Source organism: Flavobacterium sp. (assembly GCF_049318325.1).
Lineage (GTDB): Bacteria > Bacteroidota > Bacteroidia > Flavobacteriales > Flavobacteriaceae > Flavobacterium.
In genome coordinates this window covers 1-19,576 of the sequence record NZ_JBMOGQ010000034.1, presented here as the reverse complement: position 1 = coordinate 19,576, position 19,576 = coordinate 1, and the positions used below count along the sequence as shown (strand labels likewise).

Here is a 19,576-nt window from a genome sequence, read left to right as displayed (position 1 = left end):
CAAAGTAAATGGCGCCACTGGTTCGCGTTTGCTTTCAGGAAATCATGAATTATATCAAGAAACGGAACAATTTATAGCTGAATTTCATCGTGCAGAATCTGCCTTGATTTTCAATTCGGGTTACGATGCCAATATTGGTTTTTTTAGCGCTGTACCACAACGAAACGACATCATTCTTTATGACGAATTATGCCACGCTTCCATCCGTGACGGTATCCAAATGAGTAATGCCAAAGCCTATAAATTTCAGCATAATGATCTAGAAGAATTAGAAAAACTAATCACGAAATTCCAACCGACAACAGTTTACATCGTCACCGAAAGCGTTTTCTCTATGGATGGCGATTCTCCAAATCTGGAAGAACTAACAAAGGTTTCCGAAAAATATAACGCTTATTTAGTCATTGACGAGGCGCATGCACTCGGAGTTTTTGGCGAACAAGGCGAAGGATTATTACAAAGCTTGGGATTGCAGGATAAAGTGTTTGCCCGAATCGTGACTTTCGGTAAAGGATTAGGTTGTCACGGAGCAGCAGTATTAGGAAGCCATAAACTGAAAAGTTATTTGGTCAATTTTGCGCGAAGTTTTGTTTATACCACAGGACTTTCTCCTCACTCTGTCGCCACTATTTTGCAATCGTACAAACAGTTGAAAAAAGAAAAGGAAGCTCTTGAAAAACTAAAATCAAATATCATTTTTTTCAATCAGGAAAAAATGCGTTTGGGTTTAAAACCAATTTTTGTCTATAGCAAGTCAGCTATTCAATGTGCTATCATTCCAGGGAATGAGAAAGTAAAAAATATCGCATCCCAAATCCAGCAAAAAGATTTTGATGTTCGCCCAATTTTGTCACCAACCGTTCCAGAAGGCCAGGAACGTTTGCGTTTTTGTTTACACAGTTATAATTCGGAAAAAGAAATCTCGGAAGTCTTGCACTTGTTGAGTACATTTGTATTTTAGCCACGGAGAAAACAGATTTTAACGGATATACGCAGAAACAATGTCAAGTTTATTACATAAATCAATTACAGATATTATTTTAAAAGTTTATTATGAAGTTTATAATGAACTTGGTTATGGATTTCTTGAAAAAGTGTATCAAAATGCGATGTATTTCGAGTTAAAATCTTTAGGATATAAAGTTGAAGCTCAAAAACAAATTAAGGTTTATTTCAAACAACAGCTTGTTGGAGAATATTATTCAGATTTACTTGTTGAAGATAAAGTTATTGTGGAGCTGAAAGCTTGTGATTTATTAATGAATATTCATGTTGCTCAAATAATGAATTATCTGAAAGCTACTCAAATAGAGGTTGGACTTTTGTTAAATTTTGGCGAAGAACCGGAATTCAAACGATTAATATATACAAACGACAGGAAAAAGAATTTAAACAATCAGCGATAATCCGTCAAATCTTTATCATCCGTGGCCTAGATTATTATTTTTTGAGTGTTTTTAAGTTATGGAAGAAGAAAAATTCAAATTACTCCGCCGTTTTCAATACTCGAGTGAAGCTGTAATTTATCAAGGTAAATTAGAAAGCGAGGGAATTGAAGTTTTTTTGCGAGACCAAAATCTTATTGATTCGACTATGTACAGTAATCTTTTTGGAGGCATCAAAATGTATGTAAAAACGGAGGATTTTCAAAGAGCCAACGAAATTTTAAATGATGTAAATTTGTTTTCAGTAGATGATGAACAATAAATTATAATTAAATGAAACTATTCATCACAGGAATCGGTACCGATGTGGGCAAAACGGTTGCATCTGCTATTGTAGTCGAAGCATTGCAAGCCGATTATTGGAAACCTATTCAAGCCGGAGATATAGACTTTAGTGATACACACAAAGTTAAATCCCAAATTTCAAATACTAAAACCCAATTCCATCTTAATGCATATGCATTGAACACACCAGCAAGTCCACATTATGCTGCGCAGCTCGATGGAATTGTTGTTGATTTAAACAAAGTAACAGAACCAAAAACAGACAATCACCTCGTAATTGAAGGTGCAGGAGGAATACAGGTTCCGCTAAACGAAAGTGATTGTATTATTGATTTAATACAAAAAGATTATAAAGTGATAGTGGTTTCACGACATTATTTGGGAAGCATCAATCATACGTTGCTCACTATAGAAGCTTTAAAAAATAGAAAAATCAGCGTTGCCGGTATCATTTTTTCTGGCGATGAAAACAAAGCCACAGAGGAAATTATTCTGAAGAAAACCGGAGTAAAGTTCATTGGACGAATCGATAACGAACCTTATTTTGACGCCAATGTGATTGGTTATTATGCTGATAAATTCCGTGACAATCTTATAAATTTATAGAGATGAGAGATGATAGACGGATAGTTAATAGACATATTATCTGTAGTTATCTATCATCTTTTAGTCTATCAACTATTATATAAAAAATGAACCTTTCCGAAAGAGACAAACTATACAACTGGCATCCCTATACGCAACACAAAACTGCCCCTGATTTTCCGGCTATTGTCAAAGGCGAAGGCGCTATTCTTTGGGACGAAAACGGCAAGGAATATATAGATGCGATTGCTTCTTGGTGGGTAAATCCGTTTGGCCATTCTAACAAAGTGATTGCCGATGCTATTTATAAGCAGCTGACGACTCTGGAGCATGTGTTGTTTGGCGGTTTTACACATGACCAAGCTGTTTTATTGGCCGAAAAGCTGATGACCATTTTGCCCAATAACCAAAAGAAACTATTCTATTCTGATAACGGCTCGACTGCTGTGGAAGTGGCACTGAAATGTGCGCTGCAATTCAATTACAACAAAGGAATCAAAAAGACAAAAATCATAGCTTTTGAAGATGCCTTTCATGGCGATACTTTTGGAGCGATGGCGAGTAGCGGTATTACTTTTTTTACCGAGGCTTTCAAAGGTTCTTTACTGGAGGTTGTTCGCATTCCTGTGCCAACAAAAGGTAACGAAGAACAAAGTTTACAAGCATTACAAAATTTGGTTGCAACCAATGAATTTGCAGCTTTTATTTTTGAACCACTTTGTCAAGGCGCAGCAGGAATGGTAATGTATTCGGCTGAGATTTTAGACAAGATGATTTTTATGTGTAAAGTCAATAATGTATTCACGATTGCCGACGAAGTCATGACGGGTTTTGGCAAAACAGGAAGAACCTTTGCCTCTGATTATTTGGACAATAAACCAGATATGATTTGTTTGTCAAAGGCGTTAACAGGTGGAACTATTCCGATGGCAATAACAACATTTACTGAGGAAATCTTCGATGGATTTTATGGAGATGATACTAATAAAGCTTTCTTTCACGGTCATACTTTTACCGCTAACCCAACAGGTTGTGCGGCAGCTTTGGCAAGTATCAATTTATTGCAGACAGCCGAAACACAAAACAATATTACCTGGATAAATCAATCGCATTTAGACTTTGAACAAAAAATAAAATCACATCCAAAAGTAAAAACTACCAGAGTTCTCGGTGTTATCTTTGCTTTAGAAATTAAAACCGAAACTCAGGAAAGTTATTATGGTACGATGCGTAACAAACTCTATAATTTTTTTATTGAAAACGGAATCATTCTAAGGCCTGTTGGAAATATCGTTTACATTTTGCCACCTTATATCATAACCGATGAACAATTGGAAAAAGTATATATCGCAATAGAAAAAGCAATCGAAATGATTTAGCCGCACAATTACAAAGATTTTTTGGCGTTAATTTAAAACATCCGAGATAATCCGTCAATCCGTTTTATCTGTGTGCCAATTTTTGAAAATATTAAATTCATTGCGACCTTTGCGTAAAACTTTGCGACCTTTGCGTTTAAATAAAATAAAACTTTGAAAAGACCAGTTGCCATAACTTCCATCGCTTCTTTTTCTCCATTAGGAAAGACTTCTGATGACATTTGGAAGGAATATCTAAATCCAAGATCACTAATTATTGAAAAGAAACTAGGGAGTACTTCGGCTTTGGTTGCGCCATTGTCTGAAACTTTAGCTAATGAAGTTCAAACATTGCGAGACTCAGATGTAAAGTATAAATCACTTGACAATTCCGTCCTTTATGCTATTTTGGCTTCCAGAGAAGCGGTGAAAAAAGCAGGTTGGGATAACTCAAAATTTGGTGTTAACATTGGGTCTTCTCGTGGGGCAACCCAACTTTTTGAGAAGCATCATCAGGAATTTTTAGAAACCGGAAGAACACCAACATTGACTTCACCAACAACTACTTTAGGAAATATTTCAACTTGGGTGGCCCATGATTTGAAATCTAAAGGCCCGGAGTTATCCCATTCCATAACCTGCTCCACAGCACTTCATGCTTTGTTAAACGGAATCGCCTGGTTACAAGCCGGCATGGCCGATACATTTTTGGTTGGCGGAAGTGAAGCTCCCTTGACAGCGTTTACGATTGCTCAAATGCAGGCGTTAAAAATATATGCTAATCCAAAAAATTGGCACCCTGAGCTTGGCGAATGGGCTTGCAGAGCTTTTGATTTAACCAAAACCAAAAACTCATTGGTGTTGGGAGAAGGCGCCGCTATGGCTTGTTTGGAAAGTGGCGAACATAAAAATGCATTAGGCTATATTACCGGATTTGGGTATGCAACCGACATTTTGCAACACAGTATTTCAATTACCGATGAAGCGGAATGTTTTCAGAAATCAATGAAAATGGCGTTACAAAATATTGCGTTGGATGAAGTTGATGTAATCGTGATGCATGCACCTGGAACGCTAAAAGGGGACAAATCAGAATACAAAGCAATTCAAAAAGTCTTCAGCAAAAACCTTCCAATGCTGACGACCAACAAATGGAAAGTGGGACATACTTTTGGCGCTTCGGGGATGCTCAATCTAGAAATGGCAATACTAATGATGCAACACCAACAGTTTATAGGCGTCCCTTTTGTTAGGGAACAAAATCCGCGCAAAGCCATTCGAAACGTACTGATAAATGCTGTTGGTTTTGGTGGGAATGCGGTGAGTGTTATAGTTTCTAAAGTATTCGATGAATAAATAATTAGTTATTTTAACAATATCTTGGGCACCCTCTTCATTGTTACAAAAAAATGCCTTTGAAATAAAATAACAAAATAAAAGATATTTTTATCATAATATGCTATACCTACTTCTAGTTAAATAATTATAAATGAAGGCTTTTTTTGGAATAAATAATTTTCAGAGATTCTTTTAATAAGGAAATTATTAAAATTAAAGTGATTTGTTAATAATTTCTTAAACTAAAATCTTTAATGGTAATAAATTTAAGATTAATTTTATAAGCCCATTTCTACTTCTATAGTTTTATTTTTATTTTAATCAATAAGGGAACTACTAATTATGAAATTATATAAGATTCATTTTATGAAATTTAAAGTATTACATGTTGCTTTTTTTATTTTATGTTTTGTAACAATTAGTTCTTATGGACAATATTATAGAAGTGCTGTGGGGGGTAGTTGGTCAGTAGCAAGTAATTGGGAATCATCAACGGATAATATAACTTGGATAACTTCTACAACTGTCCCTGATAATAACGCAACGGCTATTATTATGTCACATGATATAATAAGTAGTGGTTCATTAGTAGTAGATGATATAACGGTAGAAGCAGGAGCCACTTTGACCGTTTCAGGAGGAACATTTACTCTGAATAATGGATCAGCAATCACTGATATGCAAGTTAACGGAACATTTACATTTAGTGGAGGAACGTTTACTCAAAATGCATCAGCAGGCCTGGCTTTTGGAGCCGGTGCAACTTATAATCACAGTATTACATCAACTACGCTAACATTACCGATTGCTACTTGGAATCCAACTTCCAACTGTAATGTTACTGGAATGACAAATTCTATATCCATTGTTGGAGTTAATATGGGTCAAGCTTTTGGAAACTTTACTTGGAATAATCCTGGACAAGTTTCCGCAACAGCATATGTAAATATTCAAAATAGTGGCTTTTCTGTTGTTGGAACTATGACGGTAGGTCCTTCTATGAATAACTGTTTATCATTTGGTGATACTGGTATTTTCACCAATACTGTTAATAGATTAGTTGTGTCAGGTGGAAATTTAAGTGTTTCTGGTAATGCTAATGTTACTCTAAATGTAATTAATGATGTTGTAGTTACGGGAACTGATTCATCCAATTTTGGAAGTTTTGTAATTTCTAGGGGTACAGGAATGGCAAATTTAAATATTGGTACTGATTTAACCATTTCTGTATCAGGATACATGAAGGTTTTGAGTGTTGCTAATAGTCCGAATCAAACCGTTACTATTGGTAGAGATTTGCTAATTAGCGGTGCTTTAGGATCTCAACTCAATTTAGAATTAGTATCTACTCCAGGTGTAGCAACTGTTACTATAAATAGAGATTTTATTTGTACAACTTCAAATTTTAATATTCCAGCAATTGATTTTGGTGATGGTAATGTTTCAAATAATGTAATCAACATAGGAAGGAATTTTAATAAATCAGGAGATGGATTTTTCTCTACATTGTCGAATACTAATTTTGCAACAGGATTTTCTTTTAATGGAATCGGAAATCAAATGTTTAGTTATTCAGGTAATAATTCTTCATACACTTCCTATGTAATTCAAAACGCCTCTACGTTGATAATGAACTCAAATTTAACACTTGGAATTAACACTAATCCTGTATCAAGATTCACACTAGCTACTGGAGCGACTTTAAATTTTGGAACATATAGCATTATTGCAGGGAACACTACTGATCCAACATTTACGGCTAACACAGGATCAACGCTCATTACTGCAAACACTAATGGAATTGGAGGCGCATCAGCTACAGGATCAGTACAGGGTTTTGGTTCAGTTGGAATAAATACTTTACCAGGAAGAGCTGCTTTTGCTAATCGATGTAATTATACCTTCAATGCTGATACCATAACACCATTCCCGAATGGACTATTTATTCCCGGAATTAATATACTGAATGTGAATGCTCATGTTACTGCTAATATGGGTGGTAATAACTTAATAATTTCAGGAATAGTAGCGGGTTCAGGCGCATTAAATGTTAATAACGGGGGCACTTTTATTTTGAGCCGTCCAACTAACAATTTATTGTTAAATGATAACTCTGTACTAAATATAGCTTCAGGCGGAACTTTTGATGTAAGAGATGAAAAGCAAGTAATCTTTCAAACTGGTATTCCTTCAATAAATATCACAGGAAGATTTATTACCTCAGATACTCAAGGTTTTGTTGGGCCGGGTTCTAGTATTCCTATCGCTACTAGTATCCCAGTATTAAATCCGGGAAGCACTGTGGAGTTCAGTAAAAATGGTAATCAAGTTGTTCAAGGGGCTACAGCTCCAACGTATCAAAATGTAATTTTTTCGGGTAGCGGAACCAAAACATTGACAGGTGATAATATAGTAGCGGGAACTATTACAGTAAGTGATTCAGCTATTTTTGATGCGAGTAATTATGTCTTTGGAGGAGCAGGAACTAATATTACTATGACAGGAACTTCTGTATATAGATTATCAGGATCTGGATTAAAACCAGATGCTACAGGTATATATTCTTTAACACCAGGTACAACTTTTGAATTTTATGAAGCCTTTGGGACTACTATTAGGACTGGAGTTTCAAGCCCAGTTATAGCTTATTCTAATGTAATTGTTAGTGGAACAAATGTATCCAATCCTAATACTACAGATGGAATTCAATTTCAGTCTGGGGGAAAATTTACTGTCAAAAGTGGAGCAGCTTTTAAACTTTTTAATACTTCTGGATTTAATGGCAATGCTACAGCAGCTGTAAGCAGTAACAACAATCCAACTATAGTTTTAGAACCAGGAAGTTTAATTGAATACGGGGGTGCAAGTCAAACAGTTACTTTGTTTAATTCTCCCTATTACTCTAATGTTACTATTTCTGGAACAGGAATTAAATCACTTCAAAATGCAACTCAAACATTTATAAATGAAGATTTGAATATTAATGGGGGTGTATTACTGGTTAACACAAATGAAGTGCTAACGGTGAGAAAGGCAGTAAAAATTGCAACAGTTGTGACCACCGATATTCCAGATTTTCAAATAAAAAATAATGCGCAATTAATTCAAATAGATGAAACAGATGCCAATAGTGGAATAAATGCAAAAGTGGAAAGAATAGCTACTGTAAATAAAAATGATTATGTGTATTGGTCATCACCGACAGATGGTTTTGACATGGCTACAATACCATCCTCTGGGTCAAGAAGATATATTTGGAATACAACTTTTGTCAACCTTAATGGTACTCAAGGAAATTGGAATGGAGCTTCAGGAGCAATGTTAAAAGGGAAAGGATATGCCATAGCAGTTCCAAATACATTTCCAACTAGGCCAGATTTACCAACAGGATTAACTACCACTTTTACAGGTAAACTTAATAATGGGCAGTTTACTTTCCCAATATTTAGGGGAAACTACAATGGAGGTGATTATGATGCAGATCCTACAAATCCAACAAATTCATTAACAACAAAATTTGATGATAACTGGAATTTAGTTGGTAATCCTTATCCTTCAGCCATAGATGCTGAAAAGTTTTTAATTTTAAATTCGACTAGCATTGAAGGAACAGTTTGGATTTGGAAACATGGGATAGCGCCAACTTCAACAACTAGTCCTTTTTATTCCAATTTTGTATATAATTATTCTTCAACAGATTATTTAAAATACAATTTATTAGGATCAACGGATACCACTTTTGGGGGCAAAATTGCTTCTGGACAAGGATTTATGGTGTGTATGAAAGCGGGTATAGGTTCCCTAGTCTCTGCGGGAACAACTGCTAATCTTAACGTTTATACAAGAAATATTAATTTTAATAATAATTTGAGAAGTGTAAATACTACATTCGCGTCATACAATAATACTGATTTTTATAGAACAACATCCAATCAAACGGAAAATTCAGGCGAAAAGCATAGAATTTGGTTAGATATTATAAACAATACTTCAAATCAAATAGACACTACTTTATTGGGTTATGCTACAAATTCAACTTTGGGAAAAGATAATTTTTATGATGGTATTTTTGTGCCTCGAGGAGAAGTAAATTTATATTCTTTAATAAATGATGAATCTTTTATTATTCAAGGTCGTCCATTACCATTTGATGAAAATGATGTAGTTCCTATGGGTGTAAATATTGTTTCTGCAGGCAGCCATACAATAGCTATTAAGAAAACAGATGGTATTTTTGTGGATGAAGTTTCAATTTATTTAGAAGACACACAATTAAACTGTATACATGATTTAAAGCAATCGCCTTATGTCTTTGTTTCTCAAACAGGTATTTTTAATAATCGCTTTTTATTACGATATACAAATACCACGTTAGGAAATCCTAATTTTGAAACGTTAGATAATAGTGTAGTTGTAACAACCAATCGTGGTGAATTAACAATCAAATCCAATATAGAAAATATTCAAGATATATCGGTTTATGATATATTGGGAAGACAACTTTTTGATGCCAAAAGAATAAACAATACAAGTTTCATTGCTTCTAATATCTCTACTAGTCAACAAGCATTAATTGTAAAAATTAAACTTGAAAATGGTACAGTTATATCCAAAAAGGTGCTTTTGTAGTTCGTTAGTTTTATTTGATTACCATTTAATAACTAACCTTAATTTGATTGACTAATTTTTTTGGTTTAGAATAATCCTTTTTAAAAAGACAACTCCTTCAACTTATCATACACCAAATTACTTTCCCAGCCTTTGCGCAATAAGTAATCACAAAACTTTTTCTTCTTTTTATGCACATTGGTTTCTTTGATGGTTTCCCAATGCCTTTGGGCTAGTTTTTCAAAAGTATCATGGTATTCTTCGTCTGAGATTTCGGTTAAGCCACATTTTATATTGGGTGCCGAAATTTGCCGTTGTTTGAGTTCATTTACGATGCGGTTTTTGCCCCAATGCTTTATACGGAATTTCCCTCGGGCAAAACTTCGCGCAAAGCGTTCTTCCTTTAGAAAATTGTTTTGTAACAAATGCACCACTATAGCATCAACCTCGTTGGATTCCATCCCCAAATCATATAATTTTTGCACTACTTCCTGATGGCATCGTTCCTGATACGAACAATAATATTCTAGTTTAAGTTGGGCTTCGTTAACTGTTAGCTTTTCGTTCATGTTGTTATGTTGTGACCAATACTAACAAAAGTAACTAATAAAATAGCGCTAAAAAATTTAAGATTTAATTTATAAAATTTCTGCTTCTTTTTTATTAAAATCAAAACTACAACCTTATAGTTGCATTATTCGTATTAAATAATAATCAAATCTAAGATTTATAACATTTTATTAATCAAAACCCATTGTAATTTAGTTAATTAAACATAAATTTGTAATCCCCATTCTACCGATTATATGTCTTTGCCTTTTAGTGCTTGTTTTGTTATACAATGAAAAGATATTTAATTATATGAAAATTAGAAAATTACTACTCACTTTTACACTTCTTTTTTCTGCTTCTATATTTGCTCAAAGCCCTGCTAATGGAGGTTTTGAGAATGGTGTTATTAATGCTGTTAACGACTGGGCTGGTCATGCAGGCACAGGTACATCTACTATTACTACTACTAATGCAAGGACTGGTGTATATTCATTGAATCACACTACTACCTCTAATGCTCCGGCACCAGCTCAAGATAATATTAGCGCTACTCTTATTAGTGTTCCTGATACTTGGTATCTTCATGCTATTGGTTGGGTAAGAGGCGTTGATGCAAGTTCTAGAGCACAAATGCGTTCAACTATAGGTACATTAACCACTTCTGGAACACAATCTGCTATAGGCGCTTTAAATGGTGCTTTATTGCGTTTAACGGCTTCTAGACAAAACACAACTGGCGGTGCCCTAGACGGTTATTGTAGAACAAGTTCAAGATCTAATACTAATGGAACAACAACGACCGTTTATTGGGATGATGTTATTGCATATACATCTCCTTTAGCTGCTGTCGATATAGCAAAACCTACTGCCGCAATAGCTTTTACTACGGGAGCTGTATTGGCAAATTCCGTTACTTTTACTTGGACCAATGGGTCAGATTCCGCTACTGGAATACAGAATACAATTATTCTGAGAACAGCAGTTGGCACACCAACGACCCCAGTAATGAATGACCAAGGAATATATTCCACGACTGGAGGAGCTAATGGACCAAATATTGTTTCAACCGATTGGACCGTTATTTCCACATCAGTAAGTGCTGCAGCTACTTCTTTTACTGATAACTCAGTTTTACCAGGAACCACTTATCGATATGCCGTTATTCATACAGATTTAGCATATAATTATTCCGCCGCGCTAGTTAGTGGTGCAATAGTTTGTCCTCCTTCATTAATAACATCAGCACAAACAGGCAATTGGTCAGCCACTACTACTTGGGTTGGGGGAGTTGTACCTGCTTCAAATACAAATGTATTAATAGAATCGGGACATATAGTAACAATTGATAGCGCATCTTATAATACAAGAAATGCAGGGACTAGTACTACTGTAAATTCTGGTGGTACTCTAGCTACAGGAGCTTTTGCTTATAATAACAATGGCACAACCACCATTAACGGAACATTCCAGATAGATACAGGAGGTTCGGTCACGGGTAATAGTCTTTCTTATGGAGGTTCACCTAGTACTTTGAATTATAATATCAGCAGTGGTTACACTGTTAACGATACTGACCCATCATGGGTTACTTCTTCCAATCCATTTAATGTAAATGTTCTACAAGGCGGATTGACGATAAGTTCTGTTTCTGCAGCCAGTAGAACTGTTGCCGGAACTTTTGCCACAGCAGCCGGAGTTACATTAACGACTACTACTTTAACCTTGAGCGGTACTTGCCAAATTAATACAGGAGGTTCATTTGCCAATGCACCAATTTATGGAAGTAGTTCAACATTGATTTATAATCAAGGCGGTTCGGCCAGTGTTGGTAATGAATGGACGGGAACAAGTGCAACACCTACAGCAGGTCTTGGTACTCCTCAAAACGTTACAATACAAAATTCGACAACGCTTACTATGCCTGCAACAAACAGAAGTATGGCTGGTGATTTAAATATTAATATTGGAAACTTTACATTAAATGCCGCAGCTGATTTATATATAGCAGGCAATTGGACAAGGGTTTCTACAGCTACTTTTACTCCTAGCGGAAGAACCGTCTATTTTAGTTCGAGTATTGCCAATACTACACATACTGTGACGGTTTCGGCTACTGGAACAGAAACTTTTTTTGCATTAACTATTCAGGGAACGGGAAATTTAAAAATTGCTACAGGAACTAACATCTCAATTACAGGTTCTTTAGGACCAAATGTTGGATTAGGATTGTCTTCATCAAATGCAACAACTACCATAGATTTAAACGGACAAACACTAACCCTCTCCGGAGGTGGTATTTTAGGTTGGAGTAGTGGTGCCAGAAAAATTACAAGCACAATTCCGGGTGGTAGTTTTACCATCACAACAAATCCGGTAACCATTTCTGCAGGAGGTGTTAGCCCTACTTTATCTACTGATATAAATACCATTGTAAAATTAAGTCAACCCTTTAACCCAGGAAGTTCGATAACGACTATTAATGGTACCTTGCAAATAAATTCAGGAGGTGCAATTTTCGCCAATTCCCCTATATATGGTGCTAGTTCTCTGTTGCAGTATAACTCGACGGGCATTTACAATCGTAGCTTAGAGTGGACTTCGGATATAGCTACGATAGGGACAACCCCAGGTTATCCTAACAATGTTCAAATAAGTAATAACACTACTTTGAATTATTACAGAGCTTCTAATACTGGACCTAAAGGAATCAATGGGAATTTGATTATTGATGCTGGTTCATCTCTCAGTTATGGGGCGATTACTACAGGCGGAGCATTAAGTGTTAAAGGCAATGTGACTAATGCAGGTAACATTAGTTTAGGTACAGCGGCTGTTGGAGATGACTTAAAAGTAGGTGGAAACTATACCAATACTGGAGCAGGAACCTTTACAGGAAACAACAGAGCAATTTGGTTTGTTAATTTTACTTCACCTATAGTTCCAATAACCCAAATTGTAACCTCTGCTACGGCATTAACAATTCCGTTTGTAGTGACATCGGGAGGAACTGCAGGAACCACTGTTCAGTTGGCAAGTGATATCGTAATATCCTCTTCTACTACAGGAGTAAATGTTATTAGTTTTGGAGCTAGTGGTGCTGATGTTATTGATATCAATGGGAGAAATTTAACAATAGGAGCTCCAACAAGTACAGGAGCTATTGCAGGTACCGGAACATTCAAAGGAAGTGCGACTTCTAACTTAACAATATTAGGTTCAACTGCAAGTACTATTGGAACGCTTAGTTTTACCAGCGGGTTTCAAAATTTGGGAACATTTACCATGAACAGGCAACCATCTATTGTTGGTTGTGTATTGGGAACGCCTTTAACCGTAAATACCAGTTTAGCTTTAACAAATGGACATGTAGATTTAGGCGCAAACAATTTAACTTTAGCTTCAGGAGCAAGTATTGTTGGAACCCCGGGATCGACTAGTTTTGTTATAGCAGATGATACAGGCGGACAGTTGACAAGAACATTAAGCGCATCGGGCACATATACTTATCCTATAGGGGATAATTCCGGAACTACCGAATATACACCAGCAACTATCACTTTCACAGGAGGAACCTATGCGGGAACTGTTGGAGTTAGAGTAATAGATGCCGTTCATCCTAGTAATGTAGGCGCAACAGATTACTTAACTAGATATTGGCAAGTTTCAGCATCAGGCGTTATGCCCACTAATTATACTTTTGGAGGAACCTATGCTTCTTCTGGGGATATTACAGGAACAGAAGCAAATTGTTTTCCAGCTCGACATGATGGCACAAACTGGATAGATATTGGGGGAATCAGCATTGGTTCTAATACCTGCACAGTTTCAGGAACAACTTTTCCTTCTGCTGCTAATGATTTCTCAGCAAGTTCAGCTTATCCAGAAATAAATATTAAAGGTGTTGTAGGATCTAACCCCAGTATTTTATCAGGAGATAGTACACCTTCAAGTCTAGACAATACATTGTTTGCGGCTACAAATGTAGGATCAATTCAAACTAAAACATTTAGAATTGAAAATTTAAGTGCTCTACCACTTTCCATAACTAGTATTACTTTATCTAATAGTACTGATTTTACAGTTACAGCAAGTGCTTCTTATACTATAAACGGAGCTAGTTTTATTGATTTTACAATTTCATTTAATCCAACCAGTATTGGTACATTAACATCTACGGTTTTTATCGTTAGCAATGACTTCACAGGCGGAGAAAATCCATATACCTTTACAATACAGGGAGATGGAACTTGCGCACCTACATCTAATATCATAACCCCTACTTCAGGACCAGTTGGTACTGTAGTGACTGTCACATCAGTTTCTCCTTATAATTTAACTTTAGCTTCAGCAGCTTTTAATGGAGTTTCAGCGGCTGTTACTTCAATATCTTCATCTCAAATAAGCGTTGTTGTTCCTTCAGGGGCTGTGACAGGAACTTTAGTTACAACCAATGCTCTGGGTTGTCAAGCATCAAATGTATTTACTGTTATCAATAATCTTACTACTTCATGTCAGGGAGGGTCAACAGTTTCGGATTTATTTATAAGTGAGGTTACAGATGCAACTTATGGGGGGTTATCTTATATTGAAATTTATAATGGAACAGGTGCGCCTATTAATTTATCAAATTATAGTTTACAATTTTTTGCTAATGGTAGTGCTACCCCATATAGTACACAGACGCTCCCCGCCTTAACCTTGGCAAATTTATCAACTTATGTTGTTAGCAGTTCTTTAAGTGGTTTTTCTTGTTCAATACCGGGCGGAGATGGAACATTAGCTAATTTACAGACAGGTATTTCTGGTATAAATTTTACTACGGGAGGAAATGATTATATAGGATTATATAAAATTAGCACTTCAAATATGATAGATTCTTTTGGTGTGTTTAATAATGCAACATGGGCAAGTAGTTTAGGAATAGGAGATAGAGGAGTCGATTTTAAGAGAAAAAACACAGTCACTGTTCCAAAATTTGCCTTTGATAGTGCTGATTGGAATATTACAGATTGGTTAGGAACAGGTTCAGGTTCATGCTCAACAAATGACTACTCTGATATAGGAGTTTATAATTTCCTGGCAGGAACTCCACCAACCGTAACGATTAATCCTAGTTTTACACCAAGTTGTTTAGCAACTTCGATGACAGTTACTGGGACTGAAGGATCCGCAGGGGGTAATTCGCTGGCTTATCAATGGTATGTTGTTGCTCCGAATTCAGCTTCTTGGACTGCCATAACAGACACAAGTGTTTACACTGGATCAACAAGTGCTACTTTGAATATTTCAGATGTCTCTAGTTTATTTGGCTACCAATATTATTGTCAAATAAGAGAAAATAGCGCAACATGTTATTCGGCCACAAATGCTGTAATGATTACTGCAGTGCCAAGTACAACTTGGCAAGTTGGAAATACGTGGTCAAATGGTACACCTAGCACAAGTAGAGTTGCAATTATAAACAATAATTATGATACTTCAGTCAGTGGAAGTTTCGAAGCCTGCAGTGTGACGGTGAATAATGGATTTACTCTTGATATAAAATCGGGAACATATGTCTCAATAATAAACGATTTAACTGTTAATTCTGGAGGAAATTTATTGGTTCAAAACAATGGGTCATTGGTTATGGTGAATGACAGTGGAGTTGTAACAAATAATGGAAATACACAAGTTTATAGAACAGCTTCCGGCATACGTGGTTTTGATTATGTTTATTGGTCATCGCCAGTATTTGGACAGTCAATTGACAATTTATATTCATCTCCCTCTCCAGGATATAAATACAGATGGAATCCATTGGCAACCAATATAAATAGCCCTACGAGCTCCGGAAACTGGCAAACAGCTTCAGGAGCAATGCTTCCAGCTACAGGATATATTGTTAGAGGTTCTAGTTCTTTTGGTATGGCTGCTACTAACATCACGAGTGTCTTTACGGGTAAAGTCAATAGTGGTATTGTATCGCCTTCGATTACGAGAGGTTCTTATGAAGGAATGAATTATCCTGGAACTAATTCTGTTACTGTTACTAAATTTGATGATAATTGGAATCTTGTAGGTAATCCATATCCATCATCTATAAAAGCATTAGATTTTTTAACTTACAATACAAATATTCAAGGATTTGTTAACTTATGGACACATGGAACCGCACCAGTTTCTAATACTAATCCTTTTTATGATTCCTTCATTTATAATTATTCAGCAACTGATTACATTACTTACAATGGCACCGCCACAACAAGCGGACCATCAGGATTTAATGGCTATATAGCCTCGGGTCAAGGCTTTTTTGTGTCAATGAATGATGGTATTACAGGAACTCAAACTGTAACTTTTAAGAACAGTATGAGAAATAAAACATATAATAATAGTCAGTTTTACCGAACAATGCAGTCTGAAACAGCAGATAAGAACCGAATATGGTTGGACTTAATTGACTCAAATAATGTTCCTGTTCGAACTGTTGTGGGATATGTGGCTGAAGCAACTACTGGTTTAGACAGAATGTATGATGCTATTAAAAACATTGCTAAAGAGAAAAATATTTACTCTCTTTCAGAAGATGAAACTTTAATAATACAAGGAAGACCAACACCTTTTGACCAGAACGACCAGATTCCAATTGGAGTTAATATTTTATCAGCGGGAGATTATAAAATTGCTATTGCCGCAGTTGATGGCTTATTTGAGCAAGGACAAGCTATATTTTTAGAAGATAAAGTTTTGAATATTATTCACGATATAAGAGCAGCCCCATACAGTTTTTCGACGACTGCAGGGAAATTTGATGATCGATTTGTATTGCGATATACAAACACCGCTCTAGGAAATCCTGATTTTGGCAATATCGAAAATAGTGTTATTGTTGCGGGTAATCAAGCTGAATTAACGATTAAGTCTTCTATTGAAAACATACAAGAAGTAACTATATATGATGTATTAGGCAGACAATTGTTTTTTGCAAAAGAAATAAACAATACTAACTATGTAACATCTAATATTTCGATGAGTCAACAAACATTAATTGTAAAAATTAAGTTGGAAAATGGAATGACTATTTCAAGGAAAATTATTCTGTAATAGAACATAGAATAAAGAGAAAAGAACAAAGAATAAAACCGGTCTCGTTACTTAATAATGAGACCGGTTTTTTTATTTCTAATCCTAAAAAAGAATTGGTAATATTACTTTCCTTTTGTAGATGCTTCTATGTTTCTTTCAATAGTATGCCCGGGGCGAGACCATTTTGGTTTTTCTCCTAAAGCTTGATATTGTGAGTCTGCAGCTTCAACTGTGGTAGGCTGCATAACTTTGATAAATGGTTTTTGCGCCACCAATCCTAGTGTTTCAAACATTTTCATGTCTTCATTCACATCCGGATTAGGTGTAGTTAATAATTTATCACCGGCAAAAATGGAGTTCGCGCCAGCAAAGAAACACATAGCTTGTCCTTCGCGTGACATTTCTGTTCTACCTGCAGAAAGGCGTACTTGAGTTTCTGGCATTACAATTCGGGTAGTTGCCACCATTCGTATCATTTCCCATATCTCGACTGGTTTTTCGTTTTCCATTGGAGTTCCCTCAACAGCCACTAAAGCATTGATGGGCACAGATTCAGGTTGTGGATTTAAAGTGGAAAGCGCTACCAGCATTCCAGCTCTGTCTTCAATACTTTCTCCCATACCAATAATCCCACCGCTACAAACAGTAACATTTGTTTTACGGACATTTTCGATAGTTTCTAAACGGTCCTCAAAACCTCGAGTAGAAATTACTTCTTTATAATAATCTTCAGAGGTATCTAAATTGTGATTATAAGCGTATAAACCTGCTTCGGCAAGTCGCTGTACTTGATTTTCAGTTATCATTCCCAAAGTACAACAAACTTCCATATCAAGTTTGTTAATAGTTCTTACCATTTCTAAAACCTGGTCAAATTCTTCGCCATCTTTTACATTACGCCATGCAGCACCCATACAAACACGAGAAGAACCGTTCGATTTGGCACGCAAAGCTTGTGCTTTTACCTGGCTTACCGACATTAAATCGTTGCCTTCTATATCAGTATGATAACGAGCCGCTTGAGGACAATAACCACAATCTTCAGGACAGCCGCCGGTTTTAATAGATAATAAAGTGGAAACCTGAACAACATTTGGATCGTGATGTTCTCTGTGAATTGTAGCTGCATCGTACAGCAAATCCATCAAAGGTTTGTTATAAATAGCAATAATTTCTTCGGTAGTCCAATTGTGTTTTGTGATGCTCATAAGTGCAATTTTATAGTGTACCAAAAGTAGTTAAATTGTATGGAAGTTACAATTTTGAGGTAGATTTATAGGATGTTCTTACTAAGAAATGTTGTGGATATAGATTATAAACCAAACTAAAGAATGTTAGTTATAAATTTTCTATAAAAGAAAGTGCAGTTTTTTTGTCTTTCCCTAACTGGTTTTTTAACGCGTCTAATGATTCAAATTTTTGTTCTGAGCGCATTCGGTGTAAAAGAGAGATTGTAATTTTTTGTCCATATAAATCTTGTTTGAAATCAAAAAAATTAATCTCAATAGTTTCTTTTGTTCCATCTACTGTTGGTCGGTTTCCAATATTCATCATGCCAAAAACAGTTTTACCGTTCAACACACTTTTGGCAATGTAAACACCGTTGTTTGGAATGAGTTTATAATCTTCTTCTATTGTAATATTTGCAGTAGGATAACCAATTGTTCTGCCAAGTTGCTTGCCTTTAATTATTATTCCAGTTAATGAATAATCATATCCTAAATAGTTGGTCGCCAATTCAATATTTCCTTCTAAAAGAGCATTTCTTATTTTGGTTGAACTAATAGCAACTTCATTGATTTCTTTTGCCGAAATTTGTTCAACTTCAAAACCATAGGTTTCCCCAAAATTTATTAAATCATCAATAGTAGCAGTTCTGTTTCTGCCGAAACGATGATCGTGACCAATAATTATCTTTTTGATTTTAAATACATCAACCAAAACTTTTTTGACAAATTCTTCAGCGGTTAGCCTTGAAAATTCTTTGTCAAAAGGATGCACAACCAGATTGTCAATTCCTAAATTATCTAAAAGTGCTATTTTTTCATTTAAGGTATTGAGTTGTTTCATCTCGGTGCCTTCCTGAAGTACCATTCTAGGATGCGGAAAAAAAGTAAGTACCAAGCTTTCACAATTCAAAGCGTGAGCATTTTTGGTAATTTGCTCTAAAATTTTACAATGCCCAAGATGTACGCCATCAAAAGTACCAATGGTTACAATTGTTGGTTTATTGGCATTAAATGATTTTATGGAATTGAATATTTTCAAGGAAATTTAAAAGTATTGCGCAAAAATATGTTTTAGAAATTTAATATTATAATTTTTACCAAAGAAACG

11 protein-coding genes are annotated in these 19,576 nt (G+C 35.6%); 8 read left to right on the top strand and 3 right to left on the bottom strand.

Going from position 1 to position 19,576, the window contains the following annotated elements; all coding sequences use genetic code 11:
• From ACOYLP_RS05000 to ACOYLP_RS04970, 7 genes are all read left to right on the top strand, one after another.
• Window positions 1-961: aminotransferase class I/II-fold pyridoxal phosphate-dependent enzyme (locus tag ACOYLP_RS05000; protein WP_422855084.1), on the top strand; the 961-nt coding region annotated here is incomplete at its 5' end.
• Between the two features lie 40 nt (window positions 962-1,001).
• On the top strand, window positions 1,002-1,406 hold the full coding sequence (locus tag ACOYLP_RS04995; protein WP_422855083.1) for a GxxExxY protein: 405 nt from the start codon (window positions 1,002-1,004) through the stop codon (window positions 1,404-1,406).
• A 58-nt stretch (window positions 1,407-1,464) separates the two neighbouring features.
• Entirely contained in the window at window positions 1,465-1,707 is a 243-nt protein-coding gene (locus ACOYLP_RS04990; protein ID WP_422855082.1) for a putative signal transducing protein, read from the top strand.
• 11 nt (window positions 1,708-1,718) lie between these two features.
• A complete protein-coding gene (gene bioD, locus ACOYLP_RS04985) occupies window positions 1,719-2,336 on the top strand; it encodes a dethiobiotin synthase (protein WP_422855081.1) in 618 nt (205 codons plus the stop codon).
• A gap of 86 nt (window positions 2,337-2,422) precedes the next feature.
• Window positions 2,423-3,694: an adenosylmethionine--8-amino-7-oxononanoate transaminase gene (gene bioA / locus ACOYLP_RS04980; RefSeq protein WP_422855080.1), complete on the top strand. Its 1,272-nt coding sequence runs from the start codon at window positions 2,423-2,425 to the stop codon at window positions 3,692-3,694.
• 153 nt (window positions 3,695-3,847) lie between these two features.
• Window positions 3,848-5,029: a beta-ketoacyl synthase N-terminal-like domain-containing protein gene (locus ACOYLP_RS04975; protein WP_422855079.1), complete on the top strand. Its 1,182-nt coding sequence runs from the start codon at window positions 3,848-3,850 to the stop codon at window positions 5,027-5,029.
• A 348-nt stretch (window positions 5,030-5,377) separates the two neighbouring features.
• On the top strand, window positions 5,378-9,640 hold the full coding sequence (locus ACOYLP_RS04970) for a T9SS sorting signal type C domain-containing protein (RefSeq protein WP_422855078.1): 4,263 nt from the start codon (window positions 5,378-5,380) through the stop codon (window positions 9,638-9,640).
• 80 nt (window positions 9,641-9,720) lie between these two features.
• Here ACOYLP_RS04970 and ACOYLP_RS04965 read toward each other — a convergent pair whose 3' ends face one another.
• Window positions 9,721-10,188 (bottom strand): regulatory protein RecX, encoded by a 468-nt coding sequence (locus tag ACOYLP_RS04965; RefSeq protein WP_422855077.1) that lies wholly within the window; start codon window positions 10,186-10,188, stop codon window positions 9,721-9,723.
• A gap of 292 nt (window positions 10,189-10,480) precedes the next feature.
• Here ACOYLP_RS04965 and ACOYLP_RS04960 point away from each other — a divergent pair, with 292 nt between their 5' ends.
• Window positions 10,481-17,257 (top strand): T9SS sorting signal type C domain-containing protein, encoded by a 6,777-nt coding sequence (locus tag ACOYLP_RS04960; RefSeq protein WP_422855076.1) that lies wholly within the window; start codon window positions 10,481-10,483, stop codon window positions 17,255-17,257.
• Between the two features lie 104 nt (window positions 17,258-17,361).
• On the opposite strand, the gene bioB is transcribed toward ACOYLP_RS04960, so the two are convergent.
• Together bioB and ACOYLP_RS04950 are read right to left on the bottom strand one after the other, a co-directional pair.
• The gene (gene bioB, locus ACOYLP_RS04955) at window positions 17,362-18,447 is read right to left on the bottom strand and encodes a biotin synthase BioB (protein ID WP_422855075.1); all 1,086 of its coding nucleotides are present in this window, start codon (window positions 18,445-18,447) and stop codon (window positions 17,362-17,364) included.
• 130 nt (window positions 18,448-18,577) lie between these two features.
• Window positions 18,578-19,507: a bifunctional riboflavin kinase/FAD synthetase gene (locus tag ACOYLP_RS04950; RefSeq protein WP_422855074.1), complete on the bottom strand. Its 930-nt coding sequence runs from the start codon at window positions 19,505-19,507 to the stop codon at window positions 18,578-18,580.
• Window positions 19,508-19,576 lie beyond the last annotated feature (69 nt).